Genomic DNA, 17,107 nt, shown 5'->3' with positions numbered 1-17,107 from the left:
AATGAGCGTTCACATTGGTCCGGAAATGGTGTTCACGTTGAACCGGAATCGGTGTTCATGATCGGCCGGAATATGCACCTTTAAATCTCCTCTTGGGTAACGGAGTGTGATCAAGATACATGGTTACTGTTCCGCTATATTTTTACACGAGCACCACGTTCTATGAACGAAAAGGAGCTCATCATGAAACTACTTAAGTTAAAAGATGTCATCGCAATGACATCACTCTCTAAGGCATCTGTTTACCGTCAGATGAATGACGGGAAATTTCCCGCATCAGTCAAGATCGGCCCAAGATCTGTTGCTTGGGTTAGCTCTGAAATAGAGTTGTGGATTGAAGAGAAAATAAATCTTCGCTAAGGCTAATTTCTGACGAATTATCGATATTAATTGGCTAGTTGCTGAGGCTACAAGTCTTGTCCTATCAGGGACTAGAGTTATTATGTTGGTTTTACATTCAATACTTTGGTGTCGGCAATAGTAATATATAAATAAGGAATACAAATAAACACCGAGTGAAACTGCATACACAGTATGCAGATCGACAGTACAAATATGTAGATTTCATAACCATCAGCATACCGTAATCCATAACCTATCATATCGCTAAGTTGATAGCGCTGTTTCAAACCTTCAATGAAAGTGTGCTAGTGCACACTCGAAAACTGCTACCTAAATTCTAACGCAGGCATACATTCGCAGAATGTGGTCCTTCTTCTACCTATGGGGTTTAATATGTTTGACACTCTTAATGAATATCGAGTGGCGGCTGAACGACACTACCAGAACAGTGGGTATACCTTCGATAAGGATAACCTCAGTAAAATTGTTACTGTGATGAATCATGCTTTTGCTCAATACTCTAGAGTCTTTGCTTTTAGAGTTGACCTTCGCTTCCCTGATAATGTTTTTACCAGGATCCTATCAGAAGGCAGTTCACGTTATCATGGCGCTGTGCTGAAAGCATTCTTTGCGGAACTTGAAAAACTGTTTGTGCTGGATCAGATGCGCCAAGCTACAAATGGGAAAAGAGTTCGCAAAACAGCAATAAGATATGTTTGGGCGAGGGAGCAAACAGCAGAGGCTGTCGTTCCTCACTATCACTTGATGTTTTTCTTAAATGGGGATGCCTATTACTCTCTGGGGAACTTTAAGTCTGAGAATATGAATCTGGCAAACAAGCTTAGAGTAGCTTGGCATCGAGCCGTCTTTGAAGCGGATGTATCAATTGATTTTTGCAGGAGGCGAGGGTTGGTTCAACTTTCAGAGGAGGGACAGCACGAAGTATTCTCAGATGATCCTGTGGCTATAAAAAAAGTGCTGCTCCATGCAGCCTACCTTGCCAAAAGGGAATCGAAGCGCCGTGTGGAGGGGTATCAGTGTTTCGGGGGGAGTAACCGTTGAAGGCTTATTGGATTTGATAAATTACTTTTACTACGACTGTATAGGTGACGTCAGATCCAGGAGTTTCTACCCCCGGATCCGTTAAGCTATTCCCTCATTTGTTATCGCATAACTTGGAGTAATCTATGACAGCCTATTCCCCTCCCTTCACCCTGACCCACGCCATGTTGAGTCGAGTGGCGGACATCACCGAGTTGGTGAGTGAATCACCCCCAGTTCCCTAGACACCTCACAGCCTTAAAATGAGGCAACCATTGGAGGTGTTATGACCCGTCAGCGTTATCCAGAAACATTCAAAATCGAAGCGGTTAAACAAGTTACCGAGCGCGGGCGGCCTGTGGCTGACGTTGCGCTAGCTAGCCCTCGGGGTATCCCGCCACAGTCTTTATGCCTGGCTCAAGCAGCACGGTAAGCCTGCAGAGCAGCAACACGAAGAGTCTGCCTTGCAAGCCGAGACACACTGCTTGAAAACCGAACTGCGCCAAGTGACCGAGGAGCGCAACATGTTAAAGGAGGATGTTGTGGATTCAATTGAATAATTCAACAACCATGTGAAAGCATGCCGTTGCTGAGGATTGTTGAATGAAACGAACATTTACAGCAAAGGAAAAAGGGACTGCCGAAGCAGTCCCTGATGTAGGTTCATGGAGATAACATATGTCTGAAATTTGGTTCAATTGTATTATCTACATGTTAACCACAGCTGCTCACTGAGAGCGTTGTTTAACTCAACTAAGTCGAGCGTTCACCGCCTGGCAGGGCGGCTATACCATGACCAGTCTGGAAATAGTTGACCACTACAATCTGTGCTGATCATGACATTGAGGTGTCAGCGAACAAATTAGAGTGGGCCGGCTCCGGCTGAGGGCTTACAGATATAGATGCTCGGTTTCAGGCCGCTGAGTTGAGGGTAGCGAACATTTACCTGCTCACATACTGTTACGGTCAAAGTCTGCGGCACCAGCGCAACAATACAGCCGCCAAAGCCCCCCCCCGTCATTCTGACCCCACCGCGACTGCCGATGATATCTTTGACGATGTCGACCAAGGCGTCGATAGCAGGCACTGTGATGGCAAAATCATCGCGCATCGATGCATGAGACAGCGCCATTAATTCTGCCATCATGACCATGTCTTCATTTGCAAGCGCATCGGCCGCTGCCAGCGTTCGTTCATTCTCGGAGATGACGTGGCGGGCACGGCTTGCGACGACAGGATCCAGTTCGTTGGCGCGTTCGGTAAACTGCTGTATTGTCAGGTCGCGCAGTGCCTTGACACCAAAATGCCGTGCGGCTTCTTCACACTGTGCCCTGCGGGTATTGTATTCGCTATCCACTAGGCCCCGGCGTACGTTCGAGTTGATGATGACCACATCGATGTCGGCCGGCATGCTCACAGGGCGGGTTTCCAGGCTGCGGCAATCGATCAGCAGGGCATGGTCCTGCTGACCCAAGGCGGAGATGAACTGATCCATGATGCCGCAGTTGCAACCGACGAACCTGTTTTCCGCCAGTTGTCCGTTCAGGGCGATATCTGCCTGGCTGATGTCGAGGTGATTCATCTCTTTGAAGATCTGTCCTACCGCCACTTCCAGAGAGGCGGAAGAGCTCAGACCTGCTCCCTGCGGTACATTGCCACTGAGCACCAGGTCCGCCCCGGTCAGTTGACAGCCTCGCAATAGCAAATATTTGACGACACCTCGCACATAGTTGGCCCACAGGTATTCCGGGCGCGGCTCTATGGGGTGGCGCAAGTCAAATTCATCCAGCTGGTTGTGATAGTCGGCAGCGATCACCCTGATCAGGCTGTCCTGGCGGGGAGCTGCACTTATCACGGTCTGATAGTCAATAGCGCAGGGGAGCACGAAGCCGTCGTTGTAGTCCGTGTGTTCCCCGATGAGGTTGACACGCCCAGGCGCCTGAATGGCGAGGGTCGGGTGATAACCGTACTGGGTGTAAAAGGTGCGTTCAGTCACGCTGCGTGGCGATTCAATACTCATAACTCAACCTCAAACCTGTTCACGAAAATGGATATCGCTGACGGAACACAGGCGTTCGGCCGCCTGTTCTGCCGTCAGGTCGCGCTGTGTTTCCGCCAGCATTTCATAGCCCACCATAAATTTGCGTACGCTCGCAGAGCGCAGCAGGGGCGGGTAGAAGTGGGCATGCAACTGCCAGTGGTCATTCTCCTCGCCATTGAAAGGCGCACCATGCCATCCCATCGAATAGGGGAAGGAGCACTGAAACAGGTTGTCATAGCGGCTGGTCAGTTTCTTGAGCGCAAGCGCGAGGTCTTCACGCTGTTGTGCTGTCAGGTCTGGTAGACGTGTTACCGCAAACTTGGGAAGCAACAGGGTTTCGAAGGGCCAGGCTGCCCAATAGGGCACCACTGCCAGCCAGTGCTTCGTTTCCACTACAGTACGGCGGCCATCAGCCTGTTCGCGCTCCGCATAATCGAGCAACATGGCACGACCATGTTTGGAAAAATACTCCCGTTGGGCATCATCTTCGCGCGCGGCTTCGTTGGGCAAGAAGTCGTTGGCCCAGATCTGCCCGTGGGGGTGGGGATTGGAGCATCCCATCATGGTACCCTTGTTTTCGAATACTTGGATCCAGGGGTAGTCGCGCCCCAGCTCTGCAGTTTGCTCGCACCAAGTGTTGACCACGGCGGTGAGAGAGGGGACGGACAACTCGGGCAAGGTCTTGCTGTGATCCGGTGAGAAGCAGATTACCCTACTGGTGCCGCGTGCACTCTCTAGCTGGAAGAGGTGATCCTCGCTGGTTGGGGCCATCGGGGTATCAACCATCAGGGCTGCAAAGTCGTTGGTAAAGACGAAGGTCGACTGATAATCCGGATTTTTGTCACCAGTGACGCGAGTGTTACCAGCGCAGAGGAAACAATCCGGATCGTGAGCGGATCGCTGGGTGCGATCGGGTTCATCCTGCTGCCCCTGCCAAGGGCGCTTCGCCCTGTGGGGAGAAACTAGAACCCACTGCTGGATCAATGGGTTGTAACGACGGTGGGGATGATCGGTCGGTTCAAATTGCATAGGAAGGCCTGTCTCGTTCTGTACATTCATGGAAGGGGGTAACCGTTCGGATTTTGGGATTGCCAGCGCCAGGTATCAGCCGTCATCTCATCAAGCGTGCGATGAGCCTTCCACCCCAGCTCGTTGTAGGCCCGTGTTGGATCGGCCCAACACTGCGCTATGTCCCCGGCACGGCGCGGCACGATCTCATAAGGCAGCTCGCGGCCACAGGCCTTGGAGAAGGCGCCATGAATGTCCAGGACGCTGTAGCCATGCCCAGTGCCCAGGTTGTACACATGGACGCCAGCTTGCCCAAGAGTATGTTTCAAGGCTGCGACATGGCCATCGGCTAGATCCATGACATGAATGTAATCCCGCACGCCGGTACCATCCGGTGTCGGGTAGTCATCACCAAAGATGGCGAGTTTGGCACGGCGGCCCACTGCCACCTGGGCAATATAAGGCATCAGGTTATTGGGAATGCCCTGGGGATCTTCGCCCATCATGCCGCTGGGATGGGCTCCCACCGGATTGAAATAGCGCAACAGGGTCAATGACCAGTCGGGAGCTGATCGTGCAAAGTCCTTGATGAGACGCTCCACCATCAGCTTGCTCTGACCATAAGGGTTGGTGGCGCTAAAGGTTGGCGATTCCTCGGTGATGGGCATGGTCTCTGGCTCACCATAAACAGTGGCAGATGAGCTGAATAGTAAGGTCTTGACCCCGGCGCGTCGCATTGACTGCAGCAACACCAGGGTGCCGCTGACATTGTTGTCATAGTACTCGAGAGGCTTTTCTACCGATTCTCCTACGGCCTTGAGGCCTGCGAAGTGGATCACTGCATCTATCGGCTGGTCTGCAAACACACGATCCAGCAGGTCGGCATCCCGCACATCACCTTGATAGTGCAGGGGACGTTGCCCGCTGAGGGTGTGGATACGTTCTAGTACACTTTCTTTACTGTTAACCAAATTGTCCAACAAGATGGGGGTCATCCCGGCAGCGATAAGCTGCAAGCAGGTATGACTACCTATGTAACCAGTTCCACCCGTGACGAGTATATTCAACATGAATCTCTCCTTGGTGCTCGTTTTGATTGGGTTTTATTTAGTGTAACCGCTTACCCTTATTCTGCGCTTGTGAAAGCAGGCCGGGAAGATTTATCTCCATTTTGTGTGACTTTTGTCACGTTTTTATCCGCGATGAGCATGATAGTGGAGAACAGTGTATGTAAGATGATTACACGGTGAGGCGTTCGTATTGATAGAATGCTCCCGCTTTTGGTATCAAAGCCGTGCCAGGCATTGGAAATGTCGGTAGTATCCTTACCCTGTAAACCACAGGTTTTTATTTATACCGTTCACCGGAAAAGCTAATTCATGGCAACCATCAAAGATGTAGCACTCCTGTCAGGCGTATCCGTCGCCACAGTCTCACGTGTCATCAATAATTCGCCAAAGGCAAGTCAGGCGTCACGCGATGCCGTCTTCAAGGCGATGCATGAACTCAACTACCACCCCAACGCGAACGCGAGAGCCTTGGCCCATCAGAACAACGAAACGCTGGGGTTGATTGTTGCTGATGTGTCTGACCCCTTCTTTGGCACCATGGTTAAAGCAGTCGAGCAGGTGGCGCAGGCTACGGGGAATTTTCTGCTCATCGGAAATGGCTACCACGACGCAGCCAAAGAGAAGCACGTAATAGAGCAGTTGATAGGGCATCGCTGCTCTGGTTTGGTGGTTCATGCCAAAATGCTGCCAGATGAAGAGCTGATCCAGATGATGAGCTATGTTCCCGGCATGGTGCTAATCAACCGCATCGTTCCAGGGTTCGAGTCCCGTTGTGTGGCGCTGGACGATCGCTATGGTTCCTGGCTTGCAACTCGTCACCTGATCCAGGAAGGGCACAAGAAGATAGGGTTTCTGTGTTCAAATCATCAGATCTCTGACTCTCAGGATCGCCTGCAGGGGTATCTGGATGCGCTGCAAGAGCACAATATCCCGGTCGATGAGCGCCTGATCTCCCGTGGCAGTCCAGATGAATTGGGAGGTGAAGCCGCGATGACTGAGTTGTTGAGCCGGGGGCAACAGATGACGGCGGTCGTCTGCTATAACGATTCGATGGCGGCAGGAGCCTTGTCCGTGCTTAGCGACAACGGGATCGAGGTTCCCCAGGAGCTATCTCTGGTGGGGTTTGATGATGTGCTGATATCCCGCTACTTGCGCCCTCGTCTGACTACGGTGCGTTATCCCATCATCGCCATGGCGACCCAGGCCGCCGAGCTGGCCATTGCCCTGGCAAAAGGTGGGCCCTTGCCCCAGACGACACATATGTTCAGCCCGACTCTGGTTCGCCGTCATTCAGTCCACAGTATCGATTGATCGACGTGCTGACAACCTGAATTCATCGACCATCAGGCAAGGTTACCCGTCAGGGGCCTTGCCTTTTTAGTGCCTCATCTTCTTCCCCTCCTTTTTGTCGCTCACCCCTGTGGGGCCGGGAAGGTCTCACGGTGCCTTCCTATGCCCTGCACGAGGACGTCATGTCTGCTGCGATGAGTCTGGTCGAGCCATGGTTATCTCTGGTGTAAACATCACCACCACGAGTGTAATCGATAACATCTATTTTTTTGTGAAAAACATCATTAATATCAACTGTTTATTATTTTTATGATAGTTTTATCAAGTGTTTTTATCGCGATATTTATGTAATAATTACAGTTTTGTGAGATGCGTCATGTCAGCGATGGCACGGTTATTCCTATAATCCCCACCGGACAGTGAAAGCGCTTTCCCTATGGATTGGTAAGCGGTTCATCAAGATAACAATGCAACAGTGGAATAAAGGAATAACTATGAAAGTGAAACTACTGACGACATCCGTTGCCCTCGCTCTGTCAATGACCGCATTGAATGCTAATGCTGTTGATTTTACAGGCTATTTCCGCTCTGGCGTAGGTGTGTCCCAAGACGGTGATATGCAAACCGGTCGACAGAACTTTGTCGGTCGTCTGGGTAACGAAAGCGATACCTATACCGAAATTGGTATTGGTCAGGAGGTTTACAACAAGGATGGCAAGACTTTCTATGTAGACAGCATGTTCAGCATGCAGAGCGATGGCTCCAATGACTATGAAAGTACCACCACTGTGTGTAACTTCGATCAAAAGGAGTGCAAGGACGATGCAACATTTGCCCTGCGCCAATTCAATGTTAAGGCCAAGGGGCTGATCTCCGCTGCGCCCGATGCCGTGGTTTGGGCTGGCAAGCGCTTCTATCAGCGTCACGACCTTCACATCATCGATACCAAGTACTGGAATATCTCGGGAGCCGGTGCCGGTGTTGAGAACCTCAAGGCAGGTCCAGGCGCCTTCTCACTGGCATGGATCCGGTCTGATGGTAACGATATCGATAACTCGATTGTCAACAATGACCTCAACGTTAACTTCCTGGACCTGCGCTATGCTGGCTGGGCTCCTTGGGAAGGGGCCTGGACCGAAGCGGGTGTCAGCTATGCCATGCCCAATCCGACCGATGAGCAGGAGAAGGCCGGTAATCTCTATGATCCCAAAAATGGTGTCATGCTGACCGCAGAAATGAGTCAATATTTTGCCGATAGCCGCATCTACGAGAAGTTGGTGCTGCAATATGCTGACAAAGGGCTGGCCCAGAACATGATCTCCCAAGGGGGCGGTTGGTATGATGTTTGGCATCTGACCGATGATGCCAAGGGATACCGGGTGATTCTGACGGGTGACATTCCCATGGGAGAGAAATTCAGTGTGAACCATGTATTCACTTACGGTAAGGGTGAGAAACTTGAAGCATGGCATGACAACACCGAACTGTTCAGCGCTGTCGCGCGAGGCGGTTATGCGTGGACTGACATCATGAAGACGCTGGTTGAAGCCGGTACTTATGAGAGCACCAAGACCTGGACAAGCGGCTCTGAAGAAAAATCGAGCGGTCAAAAATATACCTTGGCTCAAGCTTGGTCAGCTGGTCCCAGCATGTTTGCCCGCCCGGAGATCCGTGTGTTTGCTAGCTATCTGAAAGATGGCGAAGGCAAATCCTTCAACGGCGGTGAGGATGACAATACCTGGAACTTCGGCGTGCAGGCCGAAGCCTGGTGGTAAATCCCGACTCGTTACACCGCAGGGAGCCCGCTTGGGCTCCCTTTTTTATTTCGCATTGAGGACTCGCCTTGTCGTGCTGACGTCGTTCTCGGTAGCCTGATGTTGCGAGTCCCGGCTACGGAGGCTGCAGTCCGCGAGTCTGTTTGTCTCGGGGAGAGGGTGGTCGTGTTTTCGATGATGGTGCCGGAGGGCCCGTCGCGGCTCGGTGGAGGTGCCACCCGCATCCAGAGCCACTACGCGCAGGCAAGTGGCGGGATGATATGCGATGGTGAGGAAGGGCGAAGAGACGGGCGAAGTCATGTCCAGGTGGCAGACGGAAGAGGCGCACTACCTACTGCGCCTCTGTGTAACGTTACATATTTACTGCAACAGGAAGGCATCCAGCGCATAGGTGGGTTTGCCGCTGTTGTCCATCAGTCCCAGGCTGTAACCCTGCCAGTTCTTGTAGCTCTGTGGTTCCCAGTAGAGCACTCCGAGCCCCTTGCCATCGGGGATCCACGTCATCTTGTTGAGTAGATCAGCAATGGTGTCGTAACTGTTTTTCGGGTCATCCCATGGCATGCCCACCTCGACAATCATCACCTCCTTGCCATAGCGGGTCACCATATCGGAGAGGTTGTCATAGCAGAGGTTGTTGAGGGTGAACCAGTCGCCGTTGCCACTCTGGGTTGGGTAGATGGAGGCACCAATGACATCCCACTTGGCGCCGTTGTTCTTTAGGCCATCAAACATCCAACGATAGAGGCTGTTGTTCTCGCAGTTGGCCAGGTGGACGATGACCTTGGTGCTACTGTTGACCGCCTTGACGGCGTCATAACCGCTGTTGATGAGCCAGGCAAAGTTCTTCATGTTGACCGAGGCGCGCCCCTCTTCCCAGAGCATGCCATTGTTGGTCTCGTTGCCCACCTGCACCCACTTGGGGGTGATTCCTGCGTTTTTCAGGGCCACCAGGGAGTTGTAGGTGTGCCACCATACGTTCGACATCAGCTGATCAAAGGTGTAGCTCTGCCAGGCTGCCGGCTTGGTCTGCTTGCCAGGGTCGGCCCAGCTGTCGCTGTAGTGGAAGTCAATCAGCAGATCGAAACCGGCCGCCTTGGCCCGCTTGGCCTTGGCGATGACGTCACTGATGTTGTTCCAGCCATCGGCAGGATTGACCCATACCCTGAGCCTGATGGTATTCATACCGTGATCTTTCAGGGTCTTGAACAGATCCTGCGGCTGGCCGGCGTCGTTATAGAACTTGTATCCGGCTTTCTCCATCTGGGTCAGCCAGCTGATGTCAGCCCCCTTGACCATGGCCTCTCCCTGGCCATGAAACAGCAGGGCGCTGCCAAGCAGCAGGGTGGTAAGTAGATGTCTCTTCATTGTTGTTATCTCCTGTCTGGATGTGTGTAGGGTGGCGACAGGGATGCAGTCCCGCGCCGGGATGGCGTCGCCGTGCGGCGCCATCCCGGCGGAGGCTGGGGCCGCCTTGCGGCGGCCCTGGGATCACCCGGCGGGGGAGACGGTAACCTGGATGTGTTGGGGATCGCGGCGATCCAGGGTGATGCGATACTGGCCGTCGCGGGGCGGGGTGAACTTCATGTCGCTCCACTGCCAGCCGGCCTTGACTACCACCGGTTTGTCCGCCTCGACCTTGGCGGCGGGGTCGAACTGGCCATAGGTGGTGTCGGCCTTCCACTTCTCGTCGGCAATCTTGAACTTGTAGGCGCCGTGACTGGCCTGCAACGCCACCTGTACCGACAGCAAGTCTCCTTGCTGGGTCACCAGTCGCTGGTCTGCCGGTGCCTCCCAGTTGTTCATCTCGCCACGCAGGAACAGCGGGCGTGCCAGGGGATCCTCCTCATTGGCCAGCGCGGGCTGGAGGCAGGCGATCAGGGTAGTCAGCAACAGTGTCTTCTTGAACATGGGTGGTCCTCTTTGTGGTGTGTAGTCAGGCACTCTGCAGGGTGAAGCGGCGGGTCAGCGACAGTTGCTGCTGCGACAGCTGCTGCAACTGGTCGCTGGTCTGTGCCACCTTGGCCAGGGCGCCCTGGTTGTCGTCGGCAATCCGGGCGATGTTGGTAATGTTGCGGGCGATCTCTGCACTGGTCTGCTGTTGCTGCAGGGTCGCGCTGGCGATACGGCTGCTCTGCTCGGCCACCTGCTGCAGCGCCTGGGATAGTTCGGCCAGGGTGGCGCAGCCTGCATCGCTGTCGGTGCGGCTCTGGGCCATGGCATCGTGGCAGCGCAGCATGGTGGCGACCGCGCCGCGGGTGCTCTGCTGCAGATCGTCGATGATCCCCTGGATACGAGTGGTTGAGTCTGCGGTGTGGTGTGCCAGCTGACGCACCTCGTCGGCCACCACGGCAAAGCCACGCCCCTGTTCGCCGGCGCGGGCCGCCTCGATGGCGGCGTTGAGGGCCAGCAGATTGGTCTGCTCCGTGATGCGCCCGATCAGGGCAAGGATGTCACCGATGCTGACGCTCAATGTCTGCACCTGCTCCACACTGCGGCGTGATTGCGCCAACTCGTCAGCCAGTTGCTGCAGCCGTTTGCCGGTCGCCGCCCCACGCAGGCTGGCGGCGTGGGCTGCCGCAGCTATGTTGCCGAGTGTCTGCTCGGTCTGGCCAATACTGCCGGCAACCTCGCGCACCGAGTAGTCCATCTCCTCCATGGCGCTACAGACCCCTGTGGTCTCGTTGCGCTGCTCGCCGATGGCAAGCTGGGCGTGATGCTGGGCTTGCTGGTTCTGGCCGGCCATGCGGCCGAGCGCGTCGGCCGCATGAACTATCTGACCGAGCATGCCGCTCATCTCGTCGGCCAGGGCATTGATGCCGATGGCAAGCTGGCCAAACTCGTCGTGGCGCAGCAGCGGTACGCGTTGGCGCATGTCTCCCTGGCTCAGTGCCTTGAGGGTGGTGAGGATATGGTGCAGCGGTTGGCGGATGGCGCGCACCAGATGCCAGAGCACTAGGGCGCCGAGACCGAGGGAGAGCAGCAGGCCGGCGCACAGCCCGAGGCGCAGCCAGAGCAGAATGGCGCCGCTGCCGGCGGTGCTCTGGTGAAGCTGCTCGTCGATTGCACCGTCAAGCTCGCTCAGCTCGCCGAGCAGACTGTCGATGAAACGGCTGGCTTGTGCGCTTTGGTTGCGAAGCATGATGCTTTGCTCGACCAGTGACAGATGGCGGGCCAGCAAGCTTTCTGGACCACTTAGCAGGGTTGCGAGGGCATCGAGCCGTACCCCTGTGCTACGTTCCAGGCTTAGGGTCGCGCCGAAAGCATCTTCTTGGCCTGCAAGCTGGCGCTCCAGCTCCTTGCGCAGTTCTGTCATCTGCTTATTGGCCCGTTCATTGATGGCTAAGCGTGCAGCAATAGGAGCCGGGTCTTGCTGCTTGAGGGTCTCCTGAGTAGTACTGACTTGCTGTTCCAGGTTCGCCAGAAGACGATTCTTGAGCAATGCGGCAGGATGGCTACCCAGAGGGGCAAGCAGAACATCGAGGGCACTGGCAAATTGGCGCGCCGTGCTGCCGAGGCGGGTGTCGGCAGCCAGCTTGCTCTGTTCGAGGCGGTTGTGGGCATAGTCATCGACCAGTTGTTGGGCCAGTTGCCAGTAGGCGGCCTGTTGCTCGCGCAGGCTATCGACGCGCTTACTCTGCTTTGGTTCCCCTGCTATTTGCCTAGCCAGGATGTTCAGGTCCTGCTCGAAGCGTGCTTGCCATTGCTGCATCTGCTGACGTGCTGCATCCAGATCCTCATCCCTGGTCTGCAGTAATGCGTTGCCAAGATGGCGGTCAAGCGTGAACAGATCGCGAGTCACGGCGCGGCTTTGCACCAGGGTTGGAGCAGTATGGCTGGCAAGTGTCCCAACCTGGTCGGCCAGCCGCTGGCCGGCGTAGAGGGAGAGGGCTACGGAGAGCAGCAGTAGCAGCAGGATGACGGCAAAGCCCAGCGTCAGGCGCTGGATGATGGAAAGGTGACGGGTACGTAATTTCATGGTATCGATTACATGTGGTGTTGAGCCAACCCGGCCTGATGGCAGAAATGATAAGTCATCTATTATCAATGTCTTACTTTAGTGAAAAATAAGGCTTTGATAAGGCAGGGCACCTGAATCTGATTTCTGTGTAACGTTTTCACTATTGTGTGAATCTTTTACACTCTTTCTTGGTACCCTTGTACGGGATTTGTCCTGGGTTGCGAGCCCGCTCTCATTTTGAGTCCTGCGCCCGTGAATAAAAAAAGCCCCCGGCTGGGCGGGGGCAAAGTGGATCGGGGCATGCAGTAGCCCTATTTAGCGGCTGATCCTGAGCCCTTCGGCATTGAAAACAAGGCAATTTTGCGGGGCAAAGAAAACATCCATCTTCTGGTACGGATGAAACTCCCCATCCCCTGCCAGCAGCAGCTTGAAGCCGTCGGTGCCGCAGCACTGGCCGAACAGATAGGTGCTGTTGCCAAGACGCTCCACTACCTCGCAGGTAAAGGCGAGGTGGATCCCCTCTGCGCCCGGCACCACATGCTCGGGACGCAGGCCAAGGGAGATCTCGCTGCCCGGCTCGAGTCGCTCGGTGAAGATGGGCAGGGTGAGCTCCTGCTGGCCGGCTACCCTGACCCGGATCTGCTCCGGGCTCCAGGCCAGTACGCTGGCTGGCAGGAAGTTCATCTTGGGTGAGCCGATGAAACCGGCCACGAAACGGTTGCAGGGCTTGTAGTAGAGCTCCATTGGCGAGCCGACCTGTTCCACCTTGCCATAGTTCATCACCACTATCTTGTCGGCCAGGGTCATGGCCTCCACCTGGTCGTGGGTCACGTAGATCATGGTGGTCTTGAGTTCCTGATGCAGCTTGGCGATGTGCAGGCGCATCTCGACACGCAGTTCGGCATCGAGGTTGGAGAGTGGCTCGTCAAACAGGAACACCTTGGGGTTGCGCACAATGGCACGGCCGATGGCGACCCGCTGGCGCTGGCCGCCGGAAAGCTGCTTGGGTTTACGATCGAGCAGATGAGAAAGCTGCAGAGTCTTGGCCACCATGCTGACCTGGTGGGCAATTTCCTCTTTTGGCACCCCATTGACCCGCAGGCCATAGCCCATGTTCTCCGCCACCGTCATGTGGGGATAAAGCGCATAAGACTGGAACACCATGGCCACCCCGCGATGAGCTGGGGCCACATCGTTGACCACTTGTTCATCAATGGCAATGTTGCCGTCCGATATCTCTTCCAGGCCTGCGATCATCCGCAGCAGGGTGGATTTGCCACAACCGGAAGGACCGACGAAGACGGTGAACTCACCGTCTTCTACATCCAGGTTGACGTTATGCAAGGTCACGTTGCTGCCAAAACGCTTGACCACATTGTTCAATCTGATACTCGCCATGAGCTTTAACTCCTTGATAGTAAATGCATTAGCTGCAGAGTCTCGAAGTAGTCAGCCCCTGCTGCGGCTTTTTTGCCCTGGGAGGGAGAAGGGGTTTCACACCGTTTCACTCTGTGGCTTTAAGAGGACTATATCAGTCAGGTGTAAGCGGTTGCACAAAATGCTGTTTCTTTTGTGCATGAGATCACAGCGTTGATATGTGCTACTAGCAGGCAGGGCAAGCACCGCTTACCGTAGAGCCATTCGGTGTAATCGTTACCTTTTTTCTGTTTAAGTGCACACCTGGAAGGCGTGCCAAGCAAGAATCAAGAGATGGAGCGAATTGATCCGGATCTGATGTATAGGGTTAAAGCATTTATTTATCATGATCTTAGTTAAGTTGGTGTGTGCGACTGCGATTTCCGACTTAACCGGTATGTAATCAAGATGAATTCTTAATTACACAATAACCGGTAAAAAATGCCACAAGTTACACTGGCTTGATGAAATTGTAACATTCACCTCACCTAGATGCTCGGCTAAGGCCTGTTTTCACCTGAGTTAGGGACAAGGAAATCATATGAAAATCAATAAATTGACCGTTTCAATGCTGTTGTCTTTGGGCGTGATGGGGCTGGGGCAGGTTGCCCGTGCCGCCGATGGCGAGCTGCTGGTGTGGGAAGACATCAAGAAATCCAATGGCATCGAAGAAGCGGTCAAGGCATTTGAAGCCAAGCACAACGTCAAGGTGAAAATCCTCGAAACGCCCTATGCCCAGCAAATAGAGAAGCTGCGCCTGGATGGACCGGCCGGTATCGGTCCGGATGTGCTGGTACTGCCCCATGATCAGGTTGGCACCGCCGTGGTACAGGGGTTGATCAGCGAAATCAAGCCAAGTGCCGACTATCTGGCAGGTTTCACCAAGCCTGCTGTAGACGCCCAGACCTATGAGGGCAAGCTCTATGGCCTGCCCAAGGCAGTCGAGACCATAGTGATGGTCTACAACAAGGATCTGCTGCCCAAGGCACCGGAAAGCTTCGACGAGCTGATCAAGGCTTCCCAGACCCTGCGCGCAGAGAACAAATACGGCCTGCTCGCCAAGTTTGACGAGATCTATTACTCCTACGGCGTAGTGGCAGCCATGGGGGGCTACATCTTCGGCCAGAACCCCAACGGTTCACTCAACGTCAAGGATGTTGGCCTGGCTAACCAGGGGGCAGTCGACGGGGTCACCTTCCTTAAGCGCTTCTATACCGAAGGGCTTTTCCCTGCTGGCATTGTCGGTGAGACCGGTGCAAACGCCATCGACTCTCTGTTTACCGAGAAGAAGGCGGCGGCTGTTATCACAGGACCTTGGTCGTTCCAACCTTACAAGGATGCCGGTGTGAATTATGGCGTCGCCCCGCTGCCGACACTGCCCAATGGCGAACACATGCGCTCCTTCCTCGGCGTGAAGGGGTACAGCATCTCAACCTATTCCAAGCAGAAAGAGCTGGCACAGCAGTTCATCGAGTTCATCAATCAGCCTGAGTACGCCAAGGTCCGCTTCCAGAAGACCGGTGAGATCCCGCCGCTCAAGGCGTTGATCGACGATCCGCTCATCAAGGAAGACGAGAAATCCCGGGCCGTGGCCATTCAGGCTGGCTTCGCCATCCCGATGCCAAGTGTGCCCGAGATGCAGGAGGTGTGGACCCCGGCCAACAGCGCACTGCAGCTCGGTGTGACCGGCAAGCAGGATGTCAAGGCGGCTCTGGACGGCGCGGTCAAGAACATCAACATGCAGATCGAAGTCAATCACGCACAGCAATAACAACAGTCGAGCTCCGGCTCGATTCGGGCCGGGCGGCATCAGTGGTCGCCCGGGCTCTTAATGGAAAGGAGGTAAATTGTGGTTGTCGATTCCGAATCGTTCACCCAGATCGGTACAAGAACCCATCATGCCAAGGTTGCCGCGCTGCTCTCGCTGATACCGGGACTCGGACAGTGGTATAACCGGCAGTGGGTCAAGGGCACCCTGTTTTTCATCGTCATGGTTTGCTTCTTCGGCGTATTCCATGACTTCCTGTCCCAGGGCTTCTGGGGCCTGTTCACCCTCGGCACCGAGTTGCCGCGGGACAACTCAGTCTTCCTCCTGGCCAAGGGGGTCATCAGCGTACTGGTGGCCATCTTTGGTTGTGCTTTCTACTACTGGAGTATCCGCGACGCCTATATCAACGGTGATCGCCGCGATCGTGGCGTGGCCCTGACCAGTGTGCGCAAGCAATACCAGTTGCTGCTGAGCGAAGGGTTTCCGTACCTGATGATCACCCCGGGCTTCATCCTGCTGGTGTTCGTGGTGGTGTTCCCCATCATCTTCGGCTTCTCCATCGCCTTCACCAACTACGATCTCTACCACACCCCGCCGGCCAAGTTGGTGGACTGGGTGGGGATGAAGAACTTCATCAACATTTTCAAGCTCGATCTGTGGCGCTCGACCTTGCTTGACGTGTTGCAGTGGACAGTGATCTGGACGCTGATCGCCACCACGTTGCAATGCTCGGTCGGGGTGCTGCTGGCGATCCTGGTCAATCAGAAGGATCTGCGCTTCAAGCCGCTCATCCGCACCATCCTGATCCTGCCGTGGGCAGTGCCCGGTTTTGTCACCATTCTGGTGTTCGCCGGCATGTTCAACGAAACCTTTGGCGTCATCAACAACGGTATTCTGGCTTCTCTGGGTATCGACCCCAAGGCATGGATGACAGATCCCTTCTGGACCAAGACGGCCCTCATCCTGATGCAGACCTGGCTTGGCTTCCCGTTCGTCTTCGCCATGACCACTGGGGTGTTGCAGGCTATCCCGGATGATCTCTACGAGGCGGCCACCATCGACGGTGCCAGCACATGGCACAAGCTGACCACCATTACGCTGCCCCTGGTGCTCTATTCGATCGCTCCGATCCTCATCACCCAGTACACCTTCAACTTCAACAACTTCAACATTATTTACCTGTTCAACAACGGGGGACCTGCGGTGGCCGGTTCCAATGCCGGCGGCACCGACATCCTGGTCTCCTGGATCTACAAGCTGACCATGTCGTCATCCCAGTATGCGATTGCGGCGAGCATCACCATTCTGCTCTCCATCTTCGTGGTCGGCATTGCCCTGTGGCAGTTCCGTGCGACCAATTCGTTCAAGCAAGACGACATGGTGTAAGGAGATCCAGCC

13 protein-coding genes and 1 pseudogene are annotated in these 17,107 nt (G+C 54.7%); 7 read left to right on the top strand and 7 right to left on the bottom strand.

Annotated elements, in window-relative coordinates:
• Nucleotides 1-183: 183 nt before the first annotated feature.
• The 3 genes and pseudogenes from OKC42_RS21330 to OKC42_RS21320 form a co-directional block, all read left to right on the top strand.
• Nucleotides 184-360 carry a helix-turn-helix transcriptional regulator gene (locus OKC42_RS21330; RefSeq protein ID WP_108536054.1) on the top strand — a complete coding sequence of 59 codons (177 nt, stop codon included), beginning with the start codon at nt 184-186 and terminating at the stop codon, nt 358-360.
• A gap of 375 nt (nt 361-735) precedes the next feature.
• Complete coding sequence (locus OKC42_RS21325; protein WP_270820875.1) at nt 736-1,404, top strand: YagK/YfjJ domain-containing protein; 669 nt, start codon at nt 736-738, stop codon at nt 1,402-1,404.
• 265 nt (nt 1,405-1,669) lie between these two features.
• Nucleotides 1,670-1,916, top strand: a pseudogene (locus tag OKC42_RS21320) (transposase); the annotation flags it as partial.
• Between the two features lie 329 nt (nt 1,917-2,245).
• On the opposite strand, the gene galK reads toward OKC42_RS21320, so the two are convergent.
• From galK to galE, 3 genes are read right to left on the bottom strand one after another with little or no spacing between them, the layout of a single operon-like run.
• Entirely contained in the window at nt 2,246-3,403 is a 1,158-nt protein-coding gene (galK, locus tag OKC42_RS21315) for a galactokinase (protein ID WP_270820873.1), read from the bottom strand.
• Nucleotides 3,404-3,412: 9 nt separating this feature from the next.
• Nucleotides 3,413-4,453, bottom strand: a complete 1,041-nt coding sequence (galT, locus tag OKC42_RS21310) for a galactose-1-phosphate uridylyltransferase (RefSeq protein ID WP_270820872.1) — start codon at nt 4,451-4,453, stop codon at nt 3,413-3,415.
• Between the two features lie 26 nt (nt 4,454-4,479).
• Nucleotides 4,480-5,499 (bottom strand): UDP-glucose 4-epimerase GalE, encoded by a 1,020-nt coding sequence (galE, locus tag OKC42_RS21305; protein WP_205124731.1) that lies wholly within the window; start codon nt 5,497-5,499, stop codon nt 4,480-4,482.
• Between the two features lie 312 nt (nt 5,500-5,811).
• Between galE and galR the strand changes: the two genes are divergently transcribed.
• Entirely contained in the window at nt 5,812-6,813 is a 1,002-nt protein-coding gene (galR, locus tag OKC42_RS21300) for an HTH-type transcriptional regulator GalR (RefSeq protein WP_270820869.1), read from the top strand.
• 467 nt (nt 6,814-7,280) lie between these two features.
• On the top strand, nt 7,281-8,567 hold the full coding sequence (locus OKC42_RS21295) for a maltoporin (protein ID WP_081326103.1): 1,287 nt from the start codon (nt 7,281-7,283) through the stop codon (nt 8,565-8,567).
• A gap of 360 nt (nt 8,568-8,927) precedes the next feature.
• On the opposite strand, the gene OKC42_RS21290 is transcribed toward OKC42_RS21295, so the two are convergent.
• From OKC42_RS21290 to OKC42_RS21275, 4 genes are all read right to left on the bottom strand, one after another.
• Nucleotides 8,928-9,932, bottom strand: a complete 1,005-nt coding sequence (locus OKC42_RS21290) for a glycoside hydrolase family 53 protein (protein ID WP_139390242.1) — start codon at nt 9,930-9,932, stop codon at nt 8,928-8,930.
• Nucleotides 9,933-10,055: 123 nt separating this feature from the next.
• On the bottom strand, nt 10,056-10,475 hold the full coding sequence (locus OKC42_RS21285) for a hypothetical protein (protein WP_139390241.1): 420 nt from the start codon (nt 10,473-10,475) through the stop codon (nt 10,056-10,058).
• Between the two features lie 25 nt (nt 10,476-10,500).
• The gene (locus tag OKC42_RS21280; protein ID WP_139390240.1) at nt 10,501-12,543 is read right to left on the bottom strand and encodes a methyl-accepting chemotaxis protein; all 2,043 of its coding nucleotides are present in this window, start codon (nt 12,541-12,543) and stop codon (nt 10,501-10,503) included.
• Nucleotides 12,544-12,840: 297 nt separating this feature from the next.
• Nucleotides 12,841-13,923, bottom strand: a complete 1,083-nt coding sequence (locus OKC42_RS21275) for an ABC transporter ATP-binding protein (protein ID WP_139390239.1) — start codon at nt 13,921-13,923, stop codon at nt 12,841-12,843.
• A 559-nt stretch (nt 13,924-14,482) separates the two neighbouring features.
• On the opposite strand from OKC42_RS21275, the gene OKC42_RS21270 reads away from it, so the two are divergent.
• Nucleotides 14,483-15,712, top strand: coding sequence for an extracellular solute-binding protein (locus OKC42_RS21270; RefSeq protein ID WP_139390238.1), 1,230 nt, complete (start codon nt 14,483-14,485; stop codon nt 15,710-15,712).
• A gap of 78 nt (nt 15,713-15,790) precedes the next feature.
• Complete coding sequence (locus tag OKC42_RS21265; RefSeq protein WP_068982262.1) at nt 15,791-17,095, top strand: carbohydrate ABC transporter permease; 1,305 nt, start codon at nt 15,791-15,793, stop codon at nt 17,093-17,095.
• Nucleotides 17,096-17,107: the final 12 nt, after the last annotated feature.

It is taken from the genome of Aeromonas sp. Y311-2 (genome assembly GCF_027706025.1).
GTDB lineage: Bacteria > Pseudomonadota > Gammaproteobacteria > Enterobacterales > Aeromonadaceae > Aeromonas > Aeromonas veronii.
Note: the sequence above shows the minus strand (reverse complement) of the source record. Positions and strands in the feature narration are given on the sequence as shown.